The sequence below is a fragment of the Bacteroides sp. AM23-12 genome (assembly GCF_003434395.1).
GTDB classification, from domain to species: Bacteria; Bacteroidota; Bacteroidia; order Bacteroidales; family Bacteroidaceae; genus Bacteroides; species Bacteroides thetaiotaomicron.
The window spans coordinates 108,281-132,662 of sequence record NZ_QTLF01000001.1 but is presented as its reverse complement, the minus strand read 5'-3'; the positions used below and the strand labels follow the sequence as shown (position 1 = coordinate 132,662).

The window sequence follows — 24,382 nt, the reverse complement described above, 5'->3', positions numbered from 1 at the left end:
AGAATGAACAAGAAATTTAGATGCTTACTGGTATCTCTGATTTTCACAGCAATGTGGAATGGGACTACCATACAAGCACAAGTTCCCCATCCCGAACGCATTTATCTTTCGGGAACAGGCATTGACGACACCAAGACCTGGGATTTTTTCTGTTCTGCGGGACAGAATAGTGGCAAATGGAAAAAGATCGAGGTTCCCTGTAACTGGGAACTACAGGGATTCGGAGAATATACCTACGGTCGATGGTATACCATAAAAGGACAACGCCCCAGTGATGAAACCGGAATTTACCGCTATAAATTTGACGCCCCCAAATCATGGGCAGGGCAACGGGTAAAGATATTCTTTGACGGAGTGATGACTGATGCAGAAATCATGATAAACGGCAAGCCGGCAGGTGAGATGCATCAAGGAGGTTTCTATCGCTTTAATTATGATATTACCGAATTACTCAATCTTGGAAAAAAGAATCAGCTTGAAGTGAAAGTTGCCAAAGAATCAGCCAACAGATCGATCAATGCCGCCGAACGGAAAGCTGACTGGTGGTTGTTTGGCGGTATATACCGTCCTGTATGGTTGGAAGTTCTGCCACAGGTACACATGGAACATTTCGTACTAAATGCTGATCACCATGGGAAATTACAGGTCGCCGTAGATATGGCAGGAGATGCCAAAGGACATGAAATCATCGTATCTGTCCGTTCATTAAAAGACGGGAAAACCGTATATACCTCCAACGGACAAACAACAATCACTCATCCAATCAATAACTCCGATAAGGAGCAGATGATTAGCGGTGAATGGGCAAGCATCATTCCCTGGTCTACAGAGAATCCCAATCTGTATGTAGCCAAATTGGAATTAAAGAATCCCGAAGGTAAAATCGTACAAACCAGAGAAACACGCACTGGTTTCCGTACCGTAGAATTCTTTCCCCAGGACGGCGTATATTTGAACGGTACCAAACTAGTGGTCAAAGGAATCAACCGCCACTCATTTTCTGTAGACGGAGGGCGTACCACCAGTGCTGCATTAAGCCGAATGGATGCCCTGCTCATCAAAGAAATGAATATGAATGCAGTGCGTTCGCACTACCCGCCCGATGAACATTTTCTTGATATGTGCGACTCACTGGGGCTTGTCTACATGGATGAACTGGCAGGCTGGCAAAACGGTTACGACTCCAAAGTCGGTGCAAAACTCGTAAAAGAAATGATTGAACGGGATGTTAACCACCCCTGCATCATTCTTTGGAGTAACGGAAACGAAGGAGGCTGGAATACGCAAACCGATCCTTTGTTTGCCCAATATGACAGATTACAAAAACGACATATGGTACATCCCTGGGCTGACTTTAACGACTTGGATACGCATCACTATCCTACTTATCTGACAGGGGTAGCACGTTTCACCAATGGTTATAAAGTATTCATGCCGACCGAATTTATGCACGCCATGTACGATCAGGGAGGAGGAGCCGGCCTGCGCGACTTTTGGGATCGCTGGTGTACCAATCCCTTGTTTGCAGGAGGGTTCATCTGGGTATATTGCGATGAGGCTCCCAAACGCAGTGATAAAGGAGGAATACTCGACTCTGACAAGTCCAATGCACCCGACGGAGTAGTAGGACCACGTCGAGAGAAAGAAGGAAGCTATTATGCCATCCGTGCACAATGGTCGCCTATCCAGTTGAAACCTCTTCTCATTACTAACCACTTCGACGGCAGTTTCCTTCTGACCAATGAATATACTTTTACCAATCTGAAAGAGTGTCGTATGACTTATAAGGTTTTATCGTGCGGCACTCCGCTCAAAGGAGACGCAGAAGCAGGAAAGGTAATCGCTGAAGGGAAAGTGCAACTTCCATCCATTAATCCGGGAGAAACAGGTACTGCCCGTTTTGAACTGCCCGATTCATTCCGGAAAGGTGATGTTCTTGAACTGGAGGCTTTTGATAGAGAAGGAAAAAGTATCTGTAACTGGACTTATCCGATTCATCTGGCAAAACAATATTTTGAACGTAACCTGTCACAAACGACACTCACGCCTGCTCCTCAAAAAGCAGAAGCCCGACAAACGTCTGACGCCATTGAACTAAAGAGCAGCATAGTCAGCATAACCTTCGATGCGGCAACCGGTATGATCCGTCACATTAAATCCGGTGAGACTGAGATTCCATTCAAAGATGGTCCGGTAGCAGTAGGTATGAAGATGCGATATGAACCTTCGCTCAGCTATACTCGTCATTCCTCCGATGGCGCCATTTATTGTACCAAATATAAAGGTGCGGCAGATTCCATTGTGTGGCGTCTGACAAACGAAGGTTTGCTTTATATGGATGCAATCTTATTAAATCGCGGTTCCGGTGGCGGTGGCTTCGACGATGCTTTCATGGATGCACAGGTTTTCAATCTCGGACTTAGCTTCTCTTATCCGGAACAAAACTGTTCGGGCATGAAATGGATGGGACGCGGGCCATACAGAGTATGGAAAAACCGAATTCCAGGAACGAACTACGGTATCTGGCACAAAGATTATAACAACACCATTACCGGAGAAAGTTTTGAGAATCTGATATATCCTGAGTTCAAGGGTTACCATGCCAATCTCTATTGGGCTACACTGGAGGGCGAGAAGACTTCATTTACCGTTTATTCACGTAATGACGGAACTTTCTTCCGGGTATTCACTCCGGAAGAACCGGCAGGACGGGTAAAAGATACCATGCCTGCATTCCCTGAAGGTGATCTTTCATTCTTGCTTGATATTCCGGCAATCTGCTCGTTCAAGCCGATCGAGCAACAAGGTCCTAACAGTCAACCGGGAAATATCCGAATCAAATCGGGAGATGAAGGATTACATCTGAATCTGATGTTTGACTTCCGGTAATCCTGAGTAAAAACACTTTAAAATAAAGATAAAACGATGAACTGAAAATTGTTCTTGGAACTTAAGTTTGTTTGCGTTGTATCTATAGCATATAAATAAGGGGCTATTTGATTAAAACAGCCCCTTATTTATTATTTCATTTATTACTTAGTCATCATCTTCTTTTCCGCACTCTTCAATCCTTTCAGAGAAGTCTTGATCTTCACATTTCCACTAGTCTGACTGGAACGTAATATAGCCATTACAAATCCTTGATGTAACTTCTTGTGGTTTCCTGAGAAAAGCTCATCTGTCATATGATCACCATTATCTACGGCAATCAGTCTGGCTTCACCTGAGACTTCAAACGTAACTTCACCTTCAGTAGCAGGTACCACCCGTCCTTTACTGTCAACAGCATATACCTTTACATACTGCAAATCCATTCCATCTGCTTTCCAGTCTGCATTCTCCAACTCTATTTTCAGAGCTTTCGCCTTGCCTGTCGTTTCCAACATATGACGAGCAACTTCTTTTCCATTGTTACGTGCAATCGCTATGATGTTTCCTCCTTTGCCATAAGGTATATTTTGCCAGTAAATCATATTGCGGCTTTGTATATCATCACGTTTATTTTTCTGAATACCCAAAGATTTCCCATTAACCAATAACTCCACTTCATCAGCATTTGTATATGTAAACAGATTCTGCTTACTTCCTTCAACTCTGTTCCAATGAGATGAAAGAGGCATACGACCTACTATGACATCATTCCATTCAATACTTTCTTTCTCACTATCGACTACCCCGATATGAACTAAAGGTTCATCACTGAAAGCACTCTTTATCAAATACGCTTGAGGATAGGGTTCCAAAGCATGATTAAAGAATGAATAATTCCACCCTTTTTTAGGCCAGCCATTCGATTCCCCCCAGTATTCAATAGCTCCCCAGTAGGCAAGTCCTACCATCTTATCCCGGTCCATACCGAAAAAAGGAGCAGTAAGTTCACTGCTTGTTGCTTCACTCTGATACACGATTAAATCGGGACAAGCTTCGAGATACTTCGCATAATCAGGATAACGATAATTGAAGCTGGCAACTTCGGTCACCGTAGACAATTCGGGAGGAAGAACTTTCTTATTGAAATCTGCATCTTTTCTACTGATGGCACCAGCTCTCGAAGGATACATAGCCACCGTTGTCTTACGTGTAGAATCGTATCGCTTTACAAGCACATCGAAAATTCGATAAGTCGTAACACCCCAATCACCGGTAGGGAATCCAGCCAGATCTTCCCTCATCTGCAATTCGTTACCTAAACTCCACATAATAACCGAAGGATGATTTCTGTCGCGTTTAATCCATTCGGGAATCATCTTATACCACAATTGAGTAAAAGGAACCCGTCCACCCCAATATGATTTGTCGCTCCACTTATCAATCAATTCATCTACAATCAGAATACCATGTTTATCAGCCAACTCCATAAAGGATTTCGAATATGGATTATGTGATGTACGCACATGATTATAACCGAACTTCTTGAGCAATTCGAACTGCCGTTCAATAGCACGGTCGAATGCCGCTGCTCCTACAGCACCTAAGTCATGATGATTGGCAATACCCTTCAAGAATAGTTTCTTACCATTCAGTTTAAAGCCAAACTCCGGAGAGTATTCAAGTGTGCGAATACCAAATTTCTCAGTTACATTGTCGATAACTTTTCCATCACGGACCAATGTTATTTCTGCTCTATAGAGATTCGGTGTTTCACAAGACCATAGCTGGGGATTGGAAACTGCAACTACCGGAAGTGGGACTTCAACAGTAGCCAGTTTATTTTTTTTAGGAGCCATTCCCTTTGTTTCCGTCACCAATTCACCTTTCGGAGAAAAGATTCTGGCATTGATTTCCACATCCAGCTGTTTCCCGGAAATACCTTCCACCTCAACCTGTACATTGATATCTGCACTTTGTTCCGTTACTTTAGGAGTAGAAATAAACACGCCATGACGGGCTATGGAAACATAGTCTTTAACCAGCAAATGGACATCCCGGAACAAACCTCCTCCCGTATACCAGCGTGATCCTCCTTTTTTGCCGGTAGAAGCACTGACAGCTACCACATTATCTGCGTCATATCTTAGTAATTTAGTAATGTCCGTTTCAAAGCCAATATACCCATAGTCTGTACTTCCTACTTTCTGACCGTTTACCCAGACATCACCTATTAACATAATTCCTTCAAAATCGAGTAATACCCGTTTTCCTTTCCATTCAGGATCGGCTTTAAATGTTTTACGATACCAACCGGTTCCCATCGCTTTAAAACCACGAGCTCCCCCTGCACCCTTATCCCACGGCTGTTCTATTTGAAAGTCATGAGGCAGATCCAATACACGCCAGCTACTATCATCATAGTTTACAGAATAGGCATCTTTCAAGTCACCTGCATGAAATTTCCATCCGAAATTAAACAAGCGAGACAAACGCCCCTGCCCATCAGCATTTTGTGCAGCGAGCAAACCAAATTGAAGAGTCAATAAAGATAATAAAATCAGTTTTTTCATTTTGTGTATATTAATAGTTTCATAGTAGCACAAAGATAATCCCGGTTTCAATATCAGTACATAGAAGTTTGTACATTTACATAGATTATTTATCGTTTATCACCCGTAAAACAAAAAAAGTCTCAAGTAGAGACAAACTACCTGAGACTTTTGTTTAAATATGATTACTTACTTTTTATACAAATCAGACCCTAAATAATAACCCAACTGCGTAGGTTGATTATATCCTATATTTTGATTGAGAGCACTCATTTCATAAACATGATCACTCATCAAATAAGGAAATTTATAATCTGTCGGATACCAAGTCGTAAACAGGCGTAGTTTAGTCTGATCACTTGTTACCTGAATAATTTCCTCGCGCCAGTCTCCCCAGATATCCGCATAGAAACAGGGATTACTTTTACTACTATTGATAGTAGTCACTTCATATCTATAAATAGTAAATACACGTTTTTCTTTGGGCGCATCAATCTTACTCCGGTCTAATAATTGACGATTCAACGAATTGGAGAACCAGACAGCCATATTGTAAGACATACTGCTAGAACCGGCTCCATATCCGAGATCAGCTCCCGTACAGGAATGTGCATTACCTTTATACCACCACATTTCACAGCCCGGACTATCGGGATCAATATCGGCTACCAGACAACGTCCCATATCTCCACTATACGGAAAATCCCAGATAGTCTCTCCCGTTCTCGCATCTCTCAAAGCAGCACCTACTTTAAAAGGACAAGCCTCAAAGCAAGACCAGATTTGCAGTCCTTTTCTTGACGGGTCAAACTTACCTAAATGCAAGGCATCTCCATGTCCATGCCTGGAGTTCCACAAGCCTTTACCATTGTGGTCTATACAACAACCTCCATATACAACTTCATCACACCCGTCATCGTCCACATCTCCCACACTTAAACTATGATTTCCTTGTCCGGCATAATCACCGTGCACACCGTCTGAAGTATCAAATCTCCATCTCTTCTTTAACTCTTGGCCCTGAAAATCCCAGGCTTCCAATACCATCTTTCCATATACTCCACGACAAATCAGAATAGAGGGGGTAGTACCCGAAAAACATCCCACTCCTACACGATAACTGGCAGAACGTTTGTAATAGTTATCTCCCCAGTCTTCGCTTTTACCTAACGCGATATAATCAGTACGAGCCAACTCTCTTCCTGTCATACCATCCAATACCGACAGAAATTCCGGTCCGCCATGAATATGAGCCGAGCCTTCGACACGATAATCGACTTTACCATCCCCATCCGTATCTTTTATTTCTGTTCCATCTCCAAAGACAGTGCCTTCTGCGGTACGAACCGCTATTTCACATTTTCCGTCACCATCAAAATCATAGACAGCAAAAGAGGTCAGATTACCCACCGGGACATTCGGGCCCAAAGCTACACGCCATAAGAACGAACCATCTAATTTATATGCTTCCAGCAAGGTAGTATGCCAAGGTCCCATCTGTACGGCTTCTGACTCATCCTCTTCGTCCTCTGTCGAAGAACTGCTTCTCAAAAGCCTTTTCAGTACAATCTCATAAACCCCATCTCCGTCCAGGTCACCGACACTGGCATCATTGGCATCATAATAATACTCTGAACTGACACCTGTGGTACCGGCCAATGGTATGGAAATATAGGGCAGTCCGGCCGATGCCTGTACTGCCGTTATGGTATAAGTATCCAACGTTTCATCAGAACCGGCAAAACATAACCGATACGTATTATCCTTATTACGGTCGGCAGTTATATCCTGGAAGTTTGTCGACAAAGTAATCGGTTCTTCATTAAGTTTCACCTCTTCTTCATTACCGCTCTTCCGATAAAGGTCAAAGCCTGTAGAAGAATCATCGGTGGGAAACATACGCCAGCTCACTAATATCTTATTATTGTATTCGGGATAGTAAGAAGCATCTTTTCTTCCGTTAATCGAAGCCCACAATGCACGTTTCAAAGGAGGCTCGACCCGCTCTGCCGGAGGAGTCGGTTCAGGTTCATCACCATTCAACTGGATTTGATTGTCAGTACACGAAACTGTAAGCAACAAAATTGCTGCCAGAAAAAACAAGGCATTTTTCATTTTAAAAGAATTTAGTTAAACAAATAATGATCTGTAAGTTCACAAAAAACACATCGCTGATCTTTCACCAAGCTTCCATAAAAAGTGCACAATGCCGACACTTCGAAAAGTATCCTTTTTATTTCAGATTAGTAGTTCAGCGATGGTCAAAAGTACAGAATCATCCACATTCTCAACTGGAATTATGTACAGTTTACATGTAAAAAAACAGGGATGAACTCAAAAACAAATTAAAGTTCATATATGAACTTTTTTGCTTAGTCTTTATTATCCTCCATTTGATAAGTTACATTCTTTTCTACCACATTTTCAACATTACTTACTTTCTTCACAAACTTCTTAACCGAACCGACCTTTACATCCTTTATCCGCACATTCTTCACAGGAAGTTCAGCATTTCCCTTCAGTTCATATACAGCGTCTGCCGATTCGCAAGTTACTTTATCCATATAGATGCCATCGATACGAGTGATTCGCTTTTCATAAGTCGGGACCAAGTCCTTCCACTGATAAAGCACCTCCGTATCTATTTCAAGTACCCGCTGGGCTGTTCCGGACGCTACATTTTTCATATAGATATTCTCTATAAATCCTCCTCTGCGATGATTTGTTTTCACGAAGAAAAGACGCATCACTGAATTAGGTGCTGTACAGTCATGCATATAGATATTCCGTATACCACCGGAGATCTCACTGCCGATGCCCAGTAAGGTATGTCCTTTCAATATCTGACAATGACGGATCACGATATTCTCACAAGGGGTATTCAGACGCCATGCGTCCTGATTACGACCGGCTTTAATGACAACAGCATCATCACCCTGGTCAAAAGAACAGTCTTCTACCAGAAAATTACGACTCATTTCAAAGTCAATACCATCATTATTGTGCCCATGTGCCCGCACATCTAGGTTACGGACGATCCCGCCATCGCACATATAGAGGTGAATGGTCCAGAACGGACTCTCACGAATCTTAAATCCATCCAGCATCACATTCTTACAGCGATTGAAATGTATCAGATGCGGACGCAAATGATTTTCACCTACCGCCATCTGACGTTCAATAACAGGCACATCGGTAGACGCCTTGGTATAAAGTTCTTTCAACGCCTCCAAATGAGGTTGAGGGCGTTTGAACCACACCTTCCAAGTTCCCATCTTCGGTTGCAAAGTGCCTTTACCGCTGATTGCTACATTTTCACATTCAAATGCATAAAGCAACGGTGAGTAATTATAGCATTCCAACCCTTCCCATGAAGTCATTACTGCCGGAAGATAATCTTCCGGATTGTCCGTAAAACTCAGAACGGCATTCTCTTCCAGATACAAATTCACATTGCTTTTGAAATGAACAGGACCTGTCAGCCAGGTACCTGCCGGAACAACGACACGCCCGCCACCCGCTTTGTTGCATGCGTCAATAGTAGCAGCAATCGCCTTTGTATTATTAATTTCTCCGCCTGCTACAGCCCCAAAATCTGTTATCTTAAAATCCCTGTCCGGATAAATAAACACTTTAATCGGTTGCATGGGGAAAGGAGCTTTTACTTTTATTGTCTTATAGTTCCCACCTGCCAAAGAGGAAAGTACAGTTAACAAACAAAAGCATATACTCATCATACATTTAATAAAACTTGTTGCCATAATATTATTTTATTTTTAATTATTCAAGTGTGACAAAGATAAGGCTATTGCCTTACAAATATTATCAGAACCTAATTGTTGTTTTATATTCGGGGACAATCTCTACATGACTAATATTACAAATTTCTTCTTGTTGTGTAAAATCAGGAATAACTTCACTTGGAAGATCATTCAAGAAAGAAGCTTTTTTATGTAAAGGGCGGACATAGAAATTCATATCATGCTCTTTCAACTCCTTTTGGAAACGCTTCAGACCAATTGTCCATGGAGCACCATAATAAAAATGATCAAGTATCATCGAATCATTCATAAATGCCATTGCTACATCTCCCACATAATGAATGCGCAAGAAATATTCATTAACCTGAGGCAAAGAAGGCTGCTCAACATGTACAGTCATTCTACGTACGCCAACTTTTTTCCAATCAGCTGTGACATGAACGGCTTCCACCTCAGCAGACTGCTGTTTCCAACCGACATGTGAAGGATAAAGAATATAATCAATACGATTCTCTCCCAGACTAAGCAGAGTACATTTATCTTTTTCCGGCAGGACAGTAGCACGGGTAATCAAAATATGATCATTTACTTTTGTGGTGTTCAAGGCTTGCTCACGAGTCAATGTTGTAACTTTCAATTTCTTTCCTTGCTTAGTAGTAACCGTAAATGTACTTTTTGTTCCCGGCATTGGTGTATAAAATGCTTTGCCCGATCTCAAAGTACTCTTATCAAAACTATATTCCGGAGTAAGTCCTTCAGGTGCAAAGAAAAAATAATGCTCGAAACCATTATCTTCTATCTTAGTCAACAGTTGGGCTGTCGCATATTTCAAAACCGCATCTTCCATACGCAAATTAAAAGGCAGAATAGCACTTACATCTTTTTTCAAGGTGAAAGTACCTTTGGCAGGAATCATCAGTTTCTCACTCTGAAGGTTCAGTTTGAATTGTATATTTTCCTGATCAATGCGTGCTGTATCATGGTCCTGGAAGTTAGTCATAAAAATAAAACCTGAATTATCCTTTACACGGACAGCATATCGCAACGTCTCTCTATTATCCGGAGTTATCCGGTCATACCCCTCAGACAGAACGGTTTCCATAGGAGCCAGCAAGCTACTAAAGTCTTTTAAGAATGTATGAAGAACCCGCAGATTCTGATATGAATCACGTATTAATCCAAATTCTCCGATAGGTGCCTGAAAATCATAAGAAATCTTAGGTACTCCCATAGGTTCATCACTAAAGAATCCACTGTTATTGCTTCGCTTGGGTGTAGAGCCCCCATGATACATATAGTAGCCGATACCATTCGCTCCACTTCCCAAAGTCCGTACCATCAAAGCTTCTGCCGCCTTAGCTTTTACTATAGGCCTCCGGGCATAAATCATCTGAATCCCGACTCCCATTTCAGCACAGAAAGAAGGATACTTCTCCGTATCATAACGAACAGGTTCATAGTCCGGATTACGTTGAATATCCTTAAACAAGCAGAATTGCGACATAAATGGTTCTGCCCAAAACGGATATGTATAAGCGGCCGTTACAGGTATGGCTTCATTTCCTATTACCGCAGCATTTCCCCATCCGGTAGCTGTATACAAAGGAGTTATCATACCTTCCTTCTCCGCCATTTCCTTCAAAGTACGCATGTGTAATTCACCTAGCTCAGCTGTTGTAATCTTTTTCTCCTGAGCGCTTACACCAACCATGGTAATAGATGAATCATACGTAGCTGACGTAAAATCTTTCCTTTCTCCCGGATAACAAATAGCCCATGGAGCAGCCGAATGCTGATGTTCATTTTCTATTTGGATACCAATGACCGGACCACCATCCTTATAATATAACCCCTTTAACCGAGCAGCTATTTCTTTATATAATCGCCCTACATATTTCAGATAGTTCGCGTCGTTGGAACGAACTTCCAGCGGTTTTGCAAACAACCAATCAGGAAGACCTCCATTTCGTATTTCACCATGGCAGAAGGGACCTATACGTACGATTACAGACATATCATGCTTATGGCACAGTTCTATAAATTTACGCAAATCTTTATTTCTCGACCAATCAAAAACACCTTCTTTCTCCTCATGAACATTCCAGAACACATAAGTCGGAATGACAGTTAATCCACCCGCTTTCATTTTTAAGATGGATTCTTCCCATTGCTCCACGGGATAACGGCTATAATGAAACTCTCCCATAATAGGAATTACAGGTTTTCCATTCTCCATCATATAAAAGCTATTTACTTCAATGCTTCCTCCTGTTGGAGAAGTTCCTCCCAGTTTCAAATGTCCGTTGTATATTTTCTTTGCTACTTCCGGAATTGAAAGTTCATATACATGCTGTCCCCGTTTAACCAACGCTACATCATCAATATGACAATAAGCATTCGCATTCCCTTCTGCAACAAACCCAATCTCAACTTTACCATCTTTTACAAGCACACTCTTCAGTTCAATAGTCGTCCATGCCGCCTGTTCCTCTTTGATACTATAACTATAGACTTTATCGTTGCTGACAGCATACATTTCAAGTTTAGTAAAACCATTACTGTTTCTGATTTTTGCAGACAATGTGTAATAGCCATCCTGTAAAGGAACATAAGGTGAAGAAGTTATCACCTGAGATACTTTTCTTTTGAATTTAATATGATCACTAATATTCATACTTTTCTCTCCAACAACAACTTTCCGGTCATCCTTACTGTTCATGTAGTTCAACACTGGTGAACAAGAATCTCCAACAGCTATCTGATTACCTTCGATTATAGTAGTAGTCCAACCCAACAATTGCTCTTGAACAGGTTTACGAGCACTTGGGATATACTTTCTATCAGCCTCAAAACTACCATTTTTCACATAATTATTGTCGTCGGCAACTCTCCACTCACCAGTTTCTATATTCAGATGCCATGAACTAAGTGAATTAAAATATGGAGTATCTCCATTAAATGACAACGGACACCATTGATTATATCCCAGTCCGTTCCCTGCAAAATTAGCCCATCTATCCCCGCAATAAATGACAGTTTCTTCTTTACTTCCTCTTACTGTGTAAAAAAAGCCTGTTTGCGTGACATGAGCATAGTCTGCAGTACATCCATCCATTATTTTCATGTCATTAGACGGCATATAAGGGCCCCTTATATCATCGGCCATCAGATAATACGCATACGAAGAATCCCAGCCATACAAATTAGAAGCACACATATAATATTTACCTTTATATTTGAACATACAGTTTCCTTCACGACCTTCGCCATGAAAAATTTGTGTACAGTCTAATAAGTCAATCATACCCTCTTTTACTCCAATCTCAGAAACATAAATTTTATTCCTGCCACGACCATACGAATAAATCAGATATGATTTTCCTGTGTCTTCATCAATAAACACGGTTTGGTCACCAGTATTAGTAGTGCCAATCATATTCTTCATGTTAATCTGCCGATACCATTTAAATTCTCCTGCAGGAGTATCCGACACAGTGATTAACACTTGACTTCCATGTTGGACAAACATCGCATATTTGTTCAGTTCCCGAACATAAGCTATTCCTAACCGCCCTACCCAAGTTGGTTCTTTGTCATATTTTACCTCCTTCTTTGTCAATACATCTCCTTCAAAAGTCCAGTTGACCAGATCCATAGAACTATAACAGGTGACCGATTCAAAATGATTGTCCGAATATGTTACAGAAGAGTCATGGCGGTAAAGTTCTGCTTCTTTGTAATGTACTCCATACCAATAGAATTTTTCTTTTTGTGTCTTCGGATCGACAAATTTAAATATACCTCCTCCCTGACTATAAATAGGTTGCCGATTCTCAGTATTCCAAAATACATCATTTTTTATATGAAGAAATTTTCCCTCTACTATATTTCCTTTGCTCTGTCCAACGATATAATTAACCTGTGACAAAAAGAGAATTATAATACAAAATAGTTTTTTCTGCATGATATATTATAATTAAAGATTACAATTACACTAACACTACTCAAAAATCATTTAATCAAGACCTCTATAAGTCCACCATACGGATTAAAGTCAAAGGTTACTTTATGAGCTGATATCTGTACCGGCAATTTCTTCTTTCCCTGCCGAACAATAACTTTCTTAACCTTTTGGCCTGCTATTACCATAGTCAATGGTTCAATAAATATCTCTTTATCGAGTTCAAGTTTCAGGGTAATAAGTAATTTATTATTATTCTTTAGTACATTCAGCTGCGTATTTTCTCTTTCTTTTATATAAGATACTACTTCACGAAATGTTCCTACCCATATTTTATCTTCTTTCGCCTTTACCTGATCCCAATGATCCCACAAACGCTGGGGATTACGAAAAGCATCATATCCATAAGTTAATCCATGTGTCATCCCTACTCCCCAATCATTTGTTTCAATCAATGTATTCATCCATTTTTCTAAATCTTCAGGAGTAGACTTGCTGCCAATAGAGCGTTGTTTGAGTCTCGTTCCTACACGATTCTGTTCAGCAATTCTCCTTCCCTCTGCTTTTTTATTGTTATTGGGATAACAAAAAGTACGGGGAATTACCTCTATATTGGCAAATATCGCACTATCATTTTTTAAAATATCTTCTTTGATTTCTTCTATAGGAAAACGTGCAAAGTTTTTATGCGCCCAACCGTGATTGGATATCTCATGACCATTATCTGACATTTCCCTGAGTTGTGGCCAGGTCATTCGTGTAGTGTCGCTAATGGTTTCACTATCTTTATTAATTTTGGAACCACAGATCCAGAATGTTCCCCGGAAACCTCTTTTTTCCAATTGAGGAGCGACAAGTGTATAATGCTCCGCCAATCCATCGTCAAAAGTATAACTGATAGCACAAGCCTTATCCTGTTTGTATTTGGCAATATACACATTCCAGTCTGCTCCCGACAAACTGTTACTAGTGATTAATAAACTCAAGATAAAGAGTGAAAAGATCTTCATTGTTCTGTCGTTTTATTGGTTTATCTTCACATTATTCATCACAAATGAATCGATTATACTCTGATCTACTTTTCCTTTCTTAGCCCGCACTGTCAGATTCTCAAAGCAGAAATCAGACAATTTATATTGATCGGACTTCTTAACATTAAAGAACACATTACAATCAATGTCTATATTCCGCATCGTAATGTTATTAGAATAAGAAAGAGGGGTATCTTTGCGGTCTTTCAAATCGTAGAACTGTGTCCAAGGAGCTATATTCAGGCAATTCTGCACATTTCCTGTAATATCCTCTACCAGAATATATTCATATTTTTGTGGTGTATCGGGACGCATTTTAAAGGTTAGAAGAGCACGTGCCTTATCTACCTTGCAACGACGAACAATCACATTTCGGCTAAGGATAGATTCACTACCGCAAGTAAAGGCACTATGACAGAATCCATAAGTGCAGTCTTCAATAATAATATCATAATTTTCTCCATTATTGGCATCTTTGTCTGCCCAAGGTCCTTTTCCACCTTTCAGTGCTACCGCATCATCATTGACAGACATATAGCAATTCTTTATCAGCACATTATTACAAACATCAAGGTCCACTGCATCCGTACTGGGAGCTTTTACAGGACTGGCAGGCGAAGTAATGCGAAGATTCAACAACTTCAAAAAACTGCATTTATAGAAATGAGTGCTCCAGAAAGGAGAATTCATAATCCTGATCCCCTCAATCTGAGTATTTTTACAGTTGGACAAATAAATAATGCGAGGACGCATCTCTTCCATATTAGTGCAATCCGGATTTATAGAACGCCGTAACCAGAATGATTTCCAGTACCGAAGTCCGTTTCCATTCAATGTCCCCTTTCCCGAAATAGTAAATCCATCCAGTCCGTCTGCATTTACCAAAGCCATGAAGTAATTTAAGGTTTGCCCCTCCATACGAGTCATTTTTACCGGAAAATGACTGATATCATCACTTCCCTTTAATACTGCATTTTCTTCCAGATGTAAATGAGTATTATTCTTAAAGAAAAGAGAGCCGCTTAAAAAGGTACCTTTAGGGATGACTATAACTCCACCACCATTCTGAGCAGCCAGATCAATGACTTCCTGTATTTTCTTCGTCTGTACAATCGTACTATCATTCACTACTCCATAATTAGTAATGCTATATTTCTTTCCCAAAGCATTCACATTCACTTCCTTATTTTCCCTGAACCAGTCAGGGATTGCTTTACCATCAGGAAAAACCTCCTGAGCCAACATCTGTGTACAACACAGCATTAACACTAATCCAACAATTTGTTTCATCACCTAATATTATCTTTTTAATCTTATCAACCACTATTTATAATGAAAATACCAATACCCCTGCTGTCGGAATCTCTTTCGTCCCTATCAAAACCTTACTTCCTTCAGGTAAGTTGAATGTATAAGGACGATCAGCATAATTCAGCACTATCCCCAAACCATTCCGGTATTCCACCGTAACTCCATAAGGCAAATCCATCACGGGAATACTCAGTTGCGCATATAATTTCTTCAAGATATCTTTTTCCAATGCACCATTATGGCTGTCCACTCCGACATATGTCACCGTGCCTTTGCCCAGCTTGCGGAACGTGACGGCAGGACCACCTTCATAGAATTCATTGGCATACGTCGCCCAAACCTGCGAATCTGATGCGGGAATCAGTATTTCTCCCCATGTATTCCACATATATTGCTTTCCATTCATGACAACAGTACCCGGATCTTCCGGTAACAGCAAATCATAAAAGTTCATTTCATTTCCGGTCAGAGGAGTGATCATTGAACCGAAAGGAGCTTCCGGCAAACGGCCATAACGGTCTTTCTGTGCTGTACGACAGGTCAATACAAGATTACCGCCATTCTTCACGTAGGCAATCCATTTACTTACTAATTCCTTATCAGCCAGTTGGTAAGCAGGAGCTATCACCACGGGATATTCTGTCAGGTCCTTCTGTTCGGAGACAAAATCAACAGGGGCGCCAAATGACTTTAAAGTCCGGTAATATTTCTCGATATGTGCAAAAGTATCCCATGTACGGTTCTGTTTCTGCCGTTCGATGCTCCAGGAGTTTTCGGGATTGAAAAGAATGGCGGTACGACGGGCCAGATAATCGGCAGGTTTCGTTTCGCGGGGAGCATAATGCTTCCGGAGTTCCCGGATTTCTTTTATAAAAGTTTCATATTCTCTTCCGCCGGGAGTAACGGTTACGCCGTCCGTTCCCACTATTCCATAATGATACTGCTCCGTGCCGTATAAAGGTTGCCGATAACGGTATGTACAGATAAAATCGCTTCCACCGGCAAATACGCTCCACATCCACAGACGGACAGCTCCCGGAAGTGGTTGCGGATTAATACTGCCCCAGTTTACTTGTCCCGGTTGTAACTCCATCACACCGTATGTACCCTGTATGGGACGGAAGAAGTCATTCGCCCATGCAATACGCAACGGATTCCCCACCCGATAACCGCGACGGCCGATGCCTTCGTTATCGCCATACACCATATAGCGTGTATAGCTCTGGAAGTCGAGTGCGGGACTGCCACCGATATGACCTTCGTCATAATTGGGAATATAGTTGGTAGTTATCCATTGATTCTTCGCATATTTCCTGATCAGCAGGCATTGTTCATTCAGGAAATCATTGGTCTCCTTTGCGGCAAAACGACGGTAATCCAGAATCTGATGATGATTCATAAACATCTGGACACGCTTAGGGAGGGTTATCTCATCAAAAGACGAATAAGCTTCGCTCCAGAAAGCGGTTCCCCATGCGTCGTTCAGCAGCTGAATGTCGTTATTGTATTTTGTACGGAGATAATCACGGAAAGCCAGTTCCGCCTTCGGATTATAGTCGAACTGTACGGCAGGTTCATTGTCAAGCTGCCATCCGACAATACGGGAATCATTGCCATAATGCTGTGCCAGTTTCTCAATCATCTTATACGATAATTCCCGATAGAGCGGCGAAGCAAATGAGGCATGCTGACGGGCACCATGATCAAGAATCGTACCGTCTTCATTCTTCAACAGGATTTCGGGATACTTCCGGCTCATCCATACCGGAGGCGTGGCAGTCGAAGTACACATAATGACTTTCAGATCATATTTGGCGGCAAGAGCTACTGCTTTATCCAGCCAGGCAAAATCATAGCGTCCCTCTTCCGGTTCCAGCTGCGCCCATGCAAACTCCGCAAAATGCGTAAACTCAAATCCCAGCTCGTGCATCTTCTTGAAATCACGTTCCCACTGACTTTCATCCCAGTGTTCGGGATAATAGTAAACTCCTGTCAATGTCAGGTCTTTATCGTTGAACCAGGAAGAAGTTTGTGCTTTTACGGATTGCATTCCCCCGGAAAGGGCCAAAAGACCGGCACAAAAGACTGTCAGAATTTTGCTCTTCATATTCTCTGTCATTATAGTTATTACGCTGTTTTAGTTATTCATAAATCTTCCATTCCCACAAGCCTGCGTCCCCCCGGCGAATGTGCAGACGGAGATAACGGGCTTCACCGATACCATCGGCAATATGTGGAGAGCGGGCTTGTACTTTCCCTTGTTCGGCACATATCTGCCAGTTCTTCCCATCTACAGATTTTTCCAGTTTCCATGTATGCCCTTCTGTGGGACGGGTAAAGAAGAAATGACACTCACTCACCTTTCGTACTTCTTTCAAATCCGCTGTGATAAAGGGACTACTGTCGGTATCAGCCGCCATCCAACGGGTTCCGTTTGATTCGTCTGCCACATGAGCAGCCTGATAAGTATGCGTACGGGTGTAATTCTTCACTGAACCTTTGTCCGGCAAAGGTTGGTTGGGCTGTGTCTCGATACTGACCGTTGAAGTGCGCGGCGCTTTCTCGCTGGAAGCATAAAAATGAGATTGAAGCGCCACATTTTTCCTCGTTTCCTGCGGGGTAGTCAGATAGCCTACTCCCCGCATATCCGGCACCAGCGTTTTTATTGTTCCGTCTTCATCAAATTCCATCCGGTTGGCATATACCTGACGGGTAGTACCACCGTCTCCATATTCAAGGTAGACGAAGATATATTCATCTGTTCCCTCATCATAGAACACATTGCCATGTCCCGGTCCCCAGACCTGATTTTCAGGAGCCGAGAATAAGAAGATATCATTGCCTTCCGGTTTTACAAAGCCTGTCAGAGGAGATTCACGGCTCATCATATAAGCATTGGCATAGTTCTGATGACCGCTCAATGTATACACATAGTAATAAATACCTTTACGCTTGAACATCAGCGGCCCTTCGGAATACCCCTGACGGGCAGTTTTTATACTTACCGGTTCCCCGTCCACGTGTAGTTTGTCATCCGAAAGACGGGCGGCCAGTCTGCGCCGCCAAAAAATATAGCCTTTACCATCTTCATCAATAAACGGTTCTCCGTCAATATCTGGTACAACAGCAGGGCTATCCGCTTCCTCTGTTCCGGGCAAGGAAAGTCCCTTCCCCTCGGCAAACCGGAAAGGGCCGTCCGGACGATCGGCAACAAGCACATAAGTGCCCATCTTCTCGTCCGGCTTTACAAACGTTACATACAAATAATACCTTCCTTCCTGTTCAATCACCTTTCCGGGAGCCCAATACCGGAAATATCCTTTCTTCTTTTCACCTTTGTCATTTTCATATTCATATCCTTTCGCCCAGTCGAAACCGCGAATGTGGGAGCCTGCAAAACTCCAGTTTACAAAATCTTTCGACTTCCATACCACCGGAGTTCCGGCACGTCCCAAACCGTAATCCAAATCTGTCGTGCCATACAAATAGTACGTATCACCGAACTTGGAGACCGAAGGGTCTGCCAGATTATCAGGAATTAACGGATTATAACTCCGATTGGCTATCAGAGACTCTACGACGGAAGCATCCACCGCAAAGGCAGTCCCGTGGCGGATTCCCCTCGGAAACGAAACCTGATCGGATACATCTTCCCACGTTTCACCATGATCCAGCGAACGGACAGCTCCGTAACGATGGTCACGATACTTATCAAAATACACATAAAGCGCATCACCCACAAAAAGAGGTGCCGGTCCTTCCGCCCAATATTTTCCCGTAATCGGGGCAGATACCTTTGTCGGAAAACCTTTGGCTATATTCTTCGTGCGTGTCACACGCAGGTTTTTCTCCGGAGGATTGGAGTTCTCATTCTTGACGACCATAATCAGATCTCCCTGTGTAGGGTCTTTCACGATAGCCGCGTCGATCACACTGAAGTCGGGATTGAAAAACATCTTCGTCTTTGAGAAAGTACGGAAATCCTTCGTTGTGACATAGTACATACGGTGGTTCAACCCTTTTTCGCTTTCGCTGGTAGGTACTTCCTTGTGACGTCCGGGGATGGTGGTCGCCCAAAAGATGTAATATGTTTCCGAAGGCTCGTCATAAAAGAGTTCCGGCGCCCAACAATTATGAGCTTTCGGCTCGTACATCATCACGGGTATAGCCTGTTGCTCACTCCAGTGAATCAAGTCACGGGAAGAAGCATATCCGATGATCCGGTCCGTCCAACTGGAAGTCCAGACCATATGAAATGTTCCGTCGGGAGACTGGCATATACTAGGGTCTCGCATTAATTTATCTTTACCGACAGCCGGAGTCAGAAAAGAACGTCCACCGTTCAGAGGAGTCCAATTCAGACCATCATAACTGTAGGCAAGATGCAAACCGTCCTTACTGTCATTAATGAAATAAGAAAAGAGATAAGCAGTCTCACTTGCAAAGATTGTCATTACCGACCAAAGAGTCAAAGCCATCCAGGCAAATACTTTTTTCATGGTTCACTTTAAGATTAAAAAGTTTACTTCGCAAAGATATGGCATCCTGCAAAATTTCAGAAATGAATGATGATGGATATATTGTCATATTCATGTAGTTTCGTACACCAACCGCCATAAAAGCCGTTTTTGATACAATATTCTATGTATCTGTACATCTTTCTATTTTATTGATTACCCAAAAGCTCTACTTTAGCACCAGATTTTTAAACGTAGTGAAAAACATATCAATTCTACATATCATGAAACAACTTTTAGTAAGTATTGCCATTGTATTCGCCTCTGTACTGACTGTAGCAGGGCAAAACCACTCTTTCAGCCTATCCGGAAAATGGAATTTCCAGATCGACCGGGAAGATGCGGGCATGAAAGAACAATGGTTCAATAAATCGCTCGACGAATCCATCAATTTACCCGGTTCCATGCCCGAAAAGCTAAAAGGGGACAATGTTACCGCACGTACCCAATGGACAGGAAGTTTATATGACAGTTCTTACTATTTCAATCCTTACATGGAGAAATACCGGATAGAAGGGCAAGTCAAATTACCTTTCTTCCTGACTCCCGACAAGCACTATGTAGGTGTCGCCTGGTATCAAAAGAAAGTGACAATTCCATCCGCCTGGAAAGGGGAAAGAATTCTCCTCTTTCTGGAACGCCCACATATTGAAACAACCGTATGGGTAAACACGAAAGAAATCGGTATGCAAAACAGCCTTTGCGTTCCTCATGTATACGACCTGACCTCGGCCGTCACTCCCGGCAAGCCGTGCCGGCTCACTATCCGGGTTGACAACCGGATTAAAGAGATCAATGTCGGTCCGGATTCACATAGCATCACCGACCAGACACAGGGCAACTGGAACGGAATCGTAGGTAAAATCGAACTGCAGACGACTCCCAAAGTCTATTTCGACGATATACAGGTATATCCTGATCTGAGTCACGGGAAAGCGCTGGTACGCATGAATGTAAAATCCTCTTCTTCTGCCAAAGGAGAAATAACACTTTCTGCCGAAAGCTTTAATACGGATACCCGCCACAACGTCCTCCCTGTTCAACAGACCTTCCGTATTCAGGCAGGAGATAACCGGGTAGAAATGGAACTACCGATGGGAAAAGACTTCCTGACATGGGATGAGTTCAATCCGGCACTCTACAAACTGACAGCCACGCTGAACAGCGGCAAGCAGTCCGAAAAGAAACAGGTACAGTTCGGTATGCGTGATTTCAAGATAGAAGGCAAATGGTTCTACGTCAACGGACGCAAGACAATGCTCCGGGGTACAGTGGAAAACTGCGATTTCCCGCTTACAGGTTATGCACCGATGGACGTAGCTTCCTGGGAACGGGTCTTCCGCATCTGCCGCAACTACGGATTAAACCATATGCGTTTCCACTCTTTCTGTCCACCGGAAGCAGCCTTCATCGCTGCCGATCTCGTTGGTTTTTATCTGCAACCCGAAGGTCCCAGCTGGCCTAATCACGGTCCGAGACTGGGCAACGGGCAGCCGATTGACAGATATCTGATGGACGAAACCATCGCTCTGACCAAAGAATACGGCAATTACGCCTCTTACTGCATGCTGGCTTGCGGCAACGAACCTTCGGGCCGTTGGGTACCTTGGGTAAGCAAATTCGTTGATTACTGGAAAGCGACCGACCCCCGCCATGTATATACAGGAGCTTCCGTAGGAGGCAGCTGGCAATGGCAGCCCCACAATCAATATCATGTGAAAGCCGGTGCACGGGGTCTTAGCTGGGCAGGCTCGCAACCGGAAAGTATGTCCGACTACCGCGCCAAGATCGATTCCGTGAAGCAACCGTACGTTTCTCATGAGACGGGACAATGGTGTGCATTCCCGAATTTCAGCGAGATACGTAAATACACCGGAGTGAACAAGGCCAAGAACTTTGAAATCTTCCGTGATATCCTGAATGATAATCACATGGGCAGCATGGGGCACGACTTTATGATGGCTTCGGGCAAACTTCAGGCAATCTGCTACAAACACGAAATCGAGAAAACATTGCGTACACCCGACTATGCAGGATTCCAGTTGCTGGCACTGAACGACTATTCCGGTCAGGGAACTGCATTAGTAGGTCTTCTGGATGTCTTCTTTGAAGAAAAAGGCTATATCAACGCAGATGAGTTCAGACGTTTCTGCAGCCCGACCGTTCCGCTGGCACGTATTCCTAAATTCGTATATACCAACGACGAGGCTTTCCATGCCGACATCGAAGTTTCCCATTTCGGAGCAGCCCCTCTGCAGGAAGCCAAAACGGTATACAGCATCAAGGATGAATATGGCAAAGTATACGCTCACGGCACTGTAGGCACTCAGAATATACCAGTCGGAAATCTTTGTCCGCTAGGAAGTGTAGACATGAAGCTAAGCGGAATCACTAAACCGCAGAAACTGAATATGGAAATTCGTATCGAAGGCAGCGATGCCGTCAATGACTGGGACTTCTGGGTATATCCCGCACAGGTAGAACTGACTCAGGGCGACGTATATACCACCGATACACTAGACGCAAAAGCAATCTCCATCCTGCAAGAAGGAGGAAACGTATTGATCACGGCAGCCGGAAAAATCCAGTATGGCAAGGAAGTGAAACAATACTTCACTCCTGTCTTCTGGAATACTTCCTGGTTCAAGATGCGTCCGCCTCATACCACAGGTATCTTCCTCAACGAATATCATCCGCTTTTCCGTGAATTCCCGACCGAATATCACAGCAACCTGCAATGGTGGGAACTGCTGAACAAAGCACAGGTCATGCAGTTTACCGGATTCCCGGCCGAATTCCAACCGACCATCCAGAGCATAGACACCTGGTTTATCAACCGGAAAATCGGAATGTTGTTCGAAGCCAACGTACTGAACGGCAAATTGATAATGACCAGCATGGACATCACTTCGAAACCGGAAAAACGGGTAGTTGCCCGGCAGATGCATAAAGCCATCCTTGACTATATGAACTCCGATGCTTTCCGCCCGACAGCGAATATCGCTCCGGAACTGATTCAGGAACTATTCACCAAAGTGGCGGGAGACGTGAAATCCTATACCAAAGATTCACCCGACGAACTAAAACCGAAAATAAATTAAACTAATTGATGACTGATATGAAAACAACATTTCTCGGACTTCTGCTGCTGACAGCAACAGCTATCAGCGCTCAGGAACAAGCCCGCACATTCCAACTGGCAGACGCCCCCCGCTACAGCGAGGAAACAGGTTACGGATATGACCTTGCACCCACTCCCGAAAAAGGGAGCAAAGCACCTTTCTTCTTTTCTGTCCGTGTGCCGGACGGTAACTACAAAGTAACCGTACGCCTCGGAAGCAAGAAGCAGGCAGGTGTAACTACCGTACGAGGCGAATCACGCCGTCTTTTCATCGATAATCTGCCCACCAGGAAAGGGCAGTTCACAGAGGAGACATTTATCATCAACAAACGGAATCCACGCATATCCGACAAAGAATCGGTACGCATCAAACCCCGTGAAAAGACGAAACTGAACTGGGACGACAAACTGACACTGGAATTCAACGGTGACGCTCCCGTATGTCAGAGCATCAGTATCGAGCCTGCCGACCCATCTGTAATTACCGTATTCCTGTGCGGCAACAGTACGGTAGTCGATCAGGACAACGAGCCTTGGGCCAGCTGGGGACAAATGATTCCTCACTTCTTCGGCACCGATGTCTGTATCGCCAATTATGCCGAATCCGGCGAATCGGCAAATACCTTTATCGGAGCCAAACGACTGGCGAAGGCTTTAAGCCAGATCAAAAAAGGAGACTATCTCTTTATGGAGTTCGGTCACAACGACCAAAAGCAGAAAGGGCCGGGCAAAGGAGCTTACTACTCCTTCATGACCAGTCTGAAAACATTCATTGACGAAGCGCGTGCACGCGGAGCGCATCCGGTGCTTGTCACTCCTACCCAACGTCGTAGTTTCGACGCCAACGGACATATCCGCGACACACACGAAGACTATCCGGAAGCGATGCGCTGGCTGGCAGCCAAAGAGAATGTTCCCCTGATCGATCTCAATGAAATGACACGTACCCTGTACGAGGCGCTGGGACCGGACACTTCCAAACGTGCTTTCGTCCACTATCCAGCAGGAACGTATCCGGGACAGACCAGGAATTTTGCAGACAATACGCACTTTAATCCTTACGGTGCCTATCAGATCGCCCAATGCGTCATCGAAGGGATGAAGAAAGCCGTTCCCGAACTGGCGAAGCATCTGAAAATAGACCCGGCATACAATCCCGCACATCCGGACGATGTGAATACTTTCCACTGGAACGATTCACCGTTCACGGAAATAGAGAAACCGGATGGAAATTAAAAGAATCCTATACTAAAAGACTAT

The 24,382-nt window shown here is 43.2% G+C and carries 11 protein-coding genes and 1 pseudogene; 3 read left to right on the top strand and 9 right to left on the bottom strand.

Going from position 1 to position 24,382, the window contains the following annotated elements:
- Positions 1-3: 3 nt before the first annotated feature.
- A complete protein-coding gene (locus DW640_RS00430; RefSeq protein ID WP_117576835.1) occupies positions 4-2,889 on the top strand; it encodes a glycoside hydrolase family 2 TIM barrel-domain containing protein in 2,886 nt (961 codons plus the stop codon).
- 143 nt (positions 2,890-3,032) lie between these two features.
- Here DW640_RS00430 and DW640_RS00425 read toward each other — a convergent pair whose 3' ends face one another.
- From DW640_RS00425 to DW640_RS00390, 9 genes and pseudogenes are all read right to left on the bottom strand, one after another.
- Entirely contained in the window at positions 3,033-5,441 is a 2,409-nt protein-coding gene (locus DW640_RS00425; protein WP_117576833.1) for a glycoside hydrolase family 2 TIM barrel-domain containing protein, read from the bottom strand.
- 168 nt (positions 5,442-5,609) lie between these two features.
- Complete coding sequence (locus DW640_RS00420; protein WP_117576831.1) at positions 5,610-7,535, bottom strand: hypothetical protein; 1,926 nt, start codon at positions 7,533-7,535, stop codon at positions 5,610-5,612.
- Between the two features lie 257 nt (positions 7,536-7,792).
- A complete protein-coding gene (locus DW640_RS00415) occupies positions 7,793-9,157 on the bottom strand; it encodes a glycoside hydrolase family 28 protein (protein WP_072066984.1) in 1,365 nt (454 codons plus the stop codon).
- Positions 9,158-9,245: 88 nt separating this feature from the next.
- The gene (locus DW640_RS23880; protein ID WP_072066983.1) at positions 9,246-11,564 is read right to left on the bottom strand and encodes a beta-galactosidase; all 2,319 of its coding nucleotides are present in this window, start codon (positions 11,562-11,564) and stop codon (positions 9,246-9,248) included.
- A gap of 666 nt (positions 11,565-12,230) precedes the next feature.
- A pseudogene (locus tag DW640_RS24285) lies at positions 12,231-13,145 on the bottom strand (family 43 glycosylhydrolase); the annotation flags it as partial.
- A gap of 47 nt (positions 13,146-13,192) precedes the next feature.
- Complete coding sequence (locus tag DW640_RS00405; protein WP_117576829.1) at positions 13,193-14,152, bottom strand: polysaccharide deacetylase family protein; 960 nt, start codon at positions 14,150-14,152, stop codon at positions 13,193-13,195.
- Between the two features lie 12 nt (positions 14,153-14,164).
- The gene (locus DW640_RS00400; protein ID WP_072066964.1) at positions 14,165-15,463 is read right to left on the bottom strand and encodes a glycoside hydrolase family 28 protein; all 1,299 of its coding nucleotides are present in this window, start codon (positions 15,461-15,463) and stop codon (positions 14,165-14,167) included.
- 37 nt (positions 15,464-15,500) lie between these two features.
- On the bottom strand, positions 15,501-17,603 hold the full coding sequence (locus DW640_RS00395) for a beta-galactosidase (RefSeq protein WP_117576827.1): 2,103 nt from the start codon (positions 17,601-17,603) through the stop codon (positions 15,501-15,503).
- A gap of 22 nt (positions 17,604-17,625) precedes the next feature.
- Complete coding sequence (locus tag DW640_RS00390) at positions 17,626-19,983, bottom strand: family 43 glycosylhydrolase (protein WP_199610185.1); 2,358 nt, start codon at positions 19,981-19,983, stop codon at positions 17,626-17,628.
- Positions 19,984-20,225: 242 nt separating this feature from the next.
- Here DW640_RS00390 and DW640_RS00380 point away from each other — a divergent pair, with 242 nt between their 5' ends.
- Both DW640_RS00380 and DW640_RS00375 read left to right on the top strand, forming a co-directional pair.
- Entirely contained in the window at positions 20,226-23,102 is a 2,877-nt protein-coding gene (locus DW640_RS00380; RefSeq protein WP_117576823.1) for a sugar-binding domain-containing protein, read from the top strand.
- 17 nt (positions 23,103-23,119) lie between these two features.
- The gene (locus DW640_RS00375) at positions 23,120-24,358 is read left to right on the top strand and encodes a rhamnogalacturonan acetylesterase (protein WP_054959505.1); all 1,239 of its coding nucleotides are present in this window, start codon (positions 23,120-23,122) and stop codon (positions 24,356-24,358) included.
- The last annotated feature ends 24 nt before the right edge of the window (positions 24,359-24,382 follow it).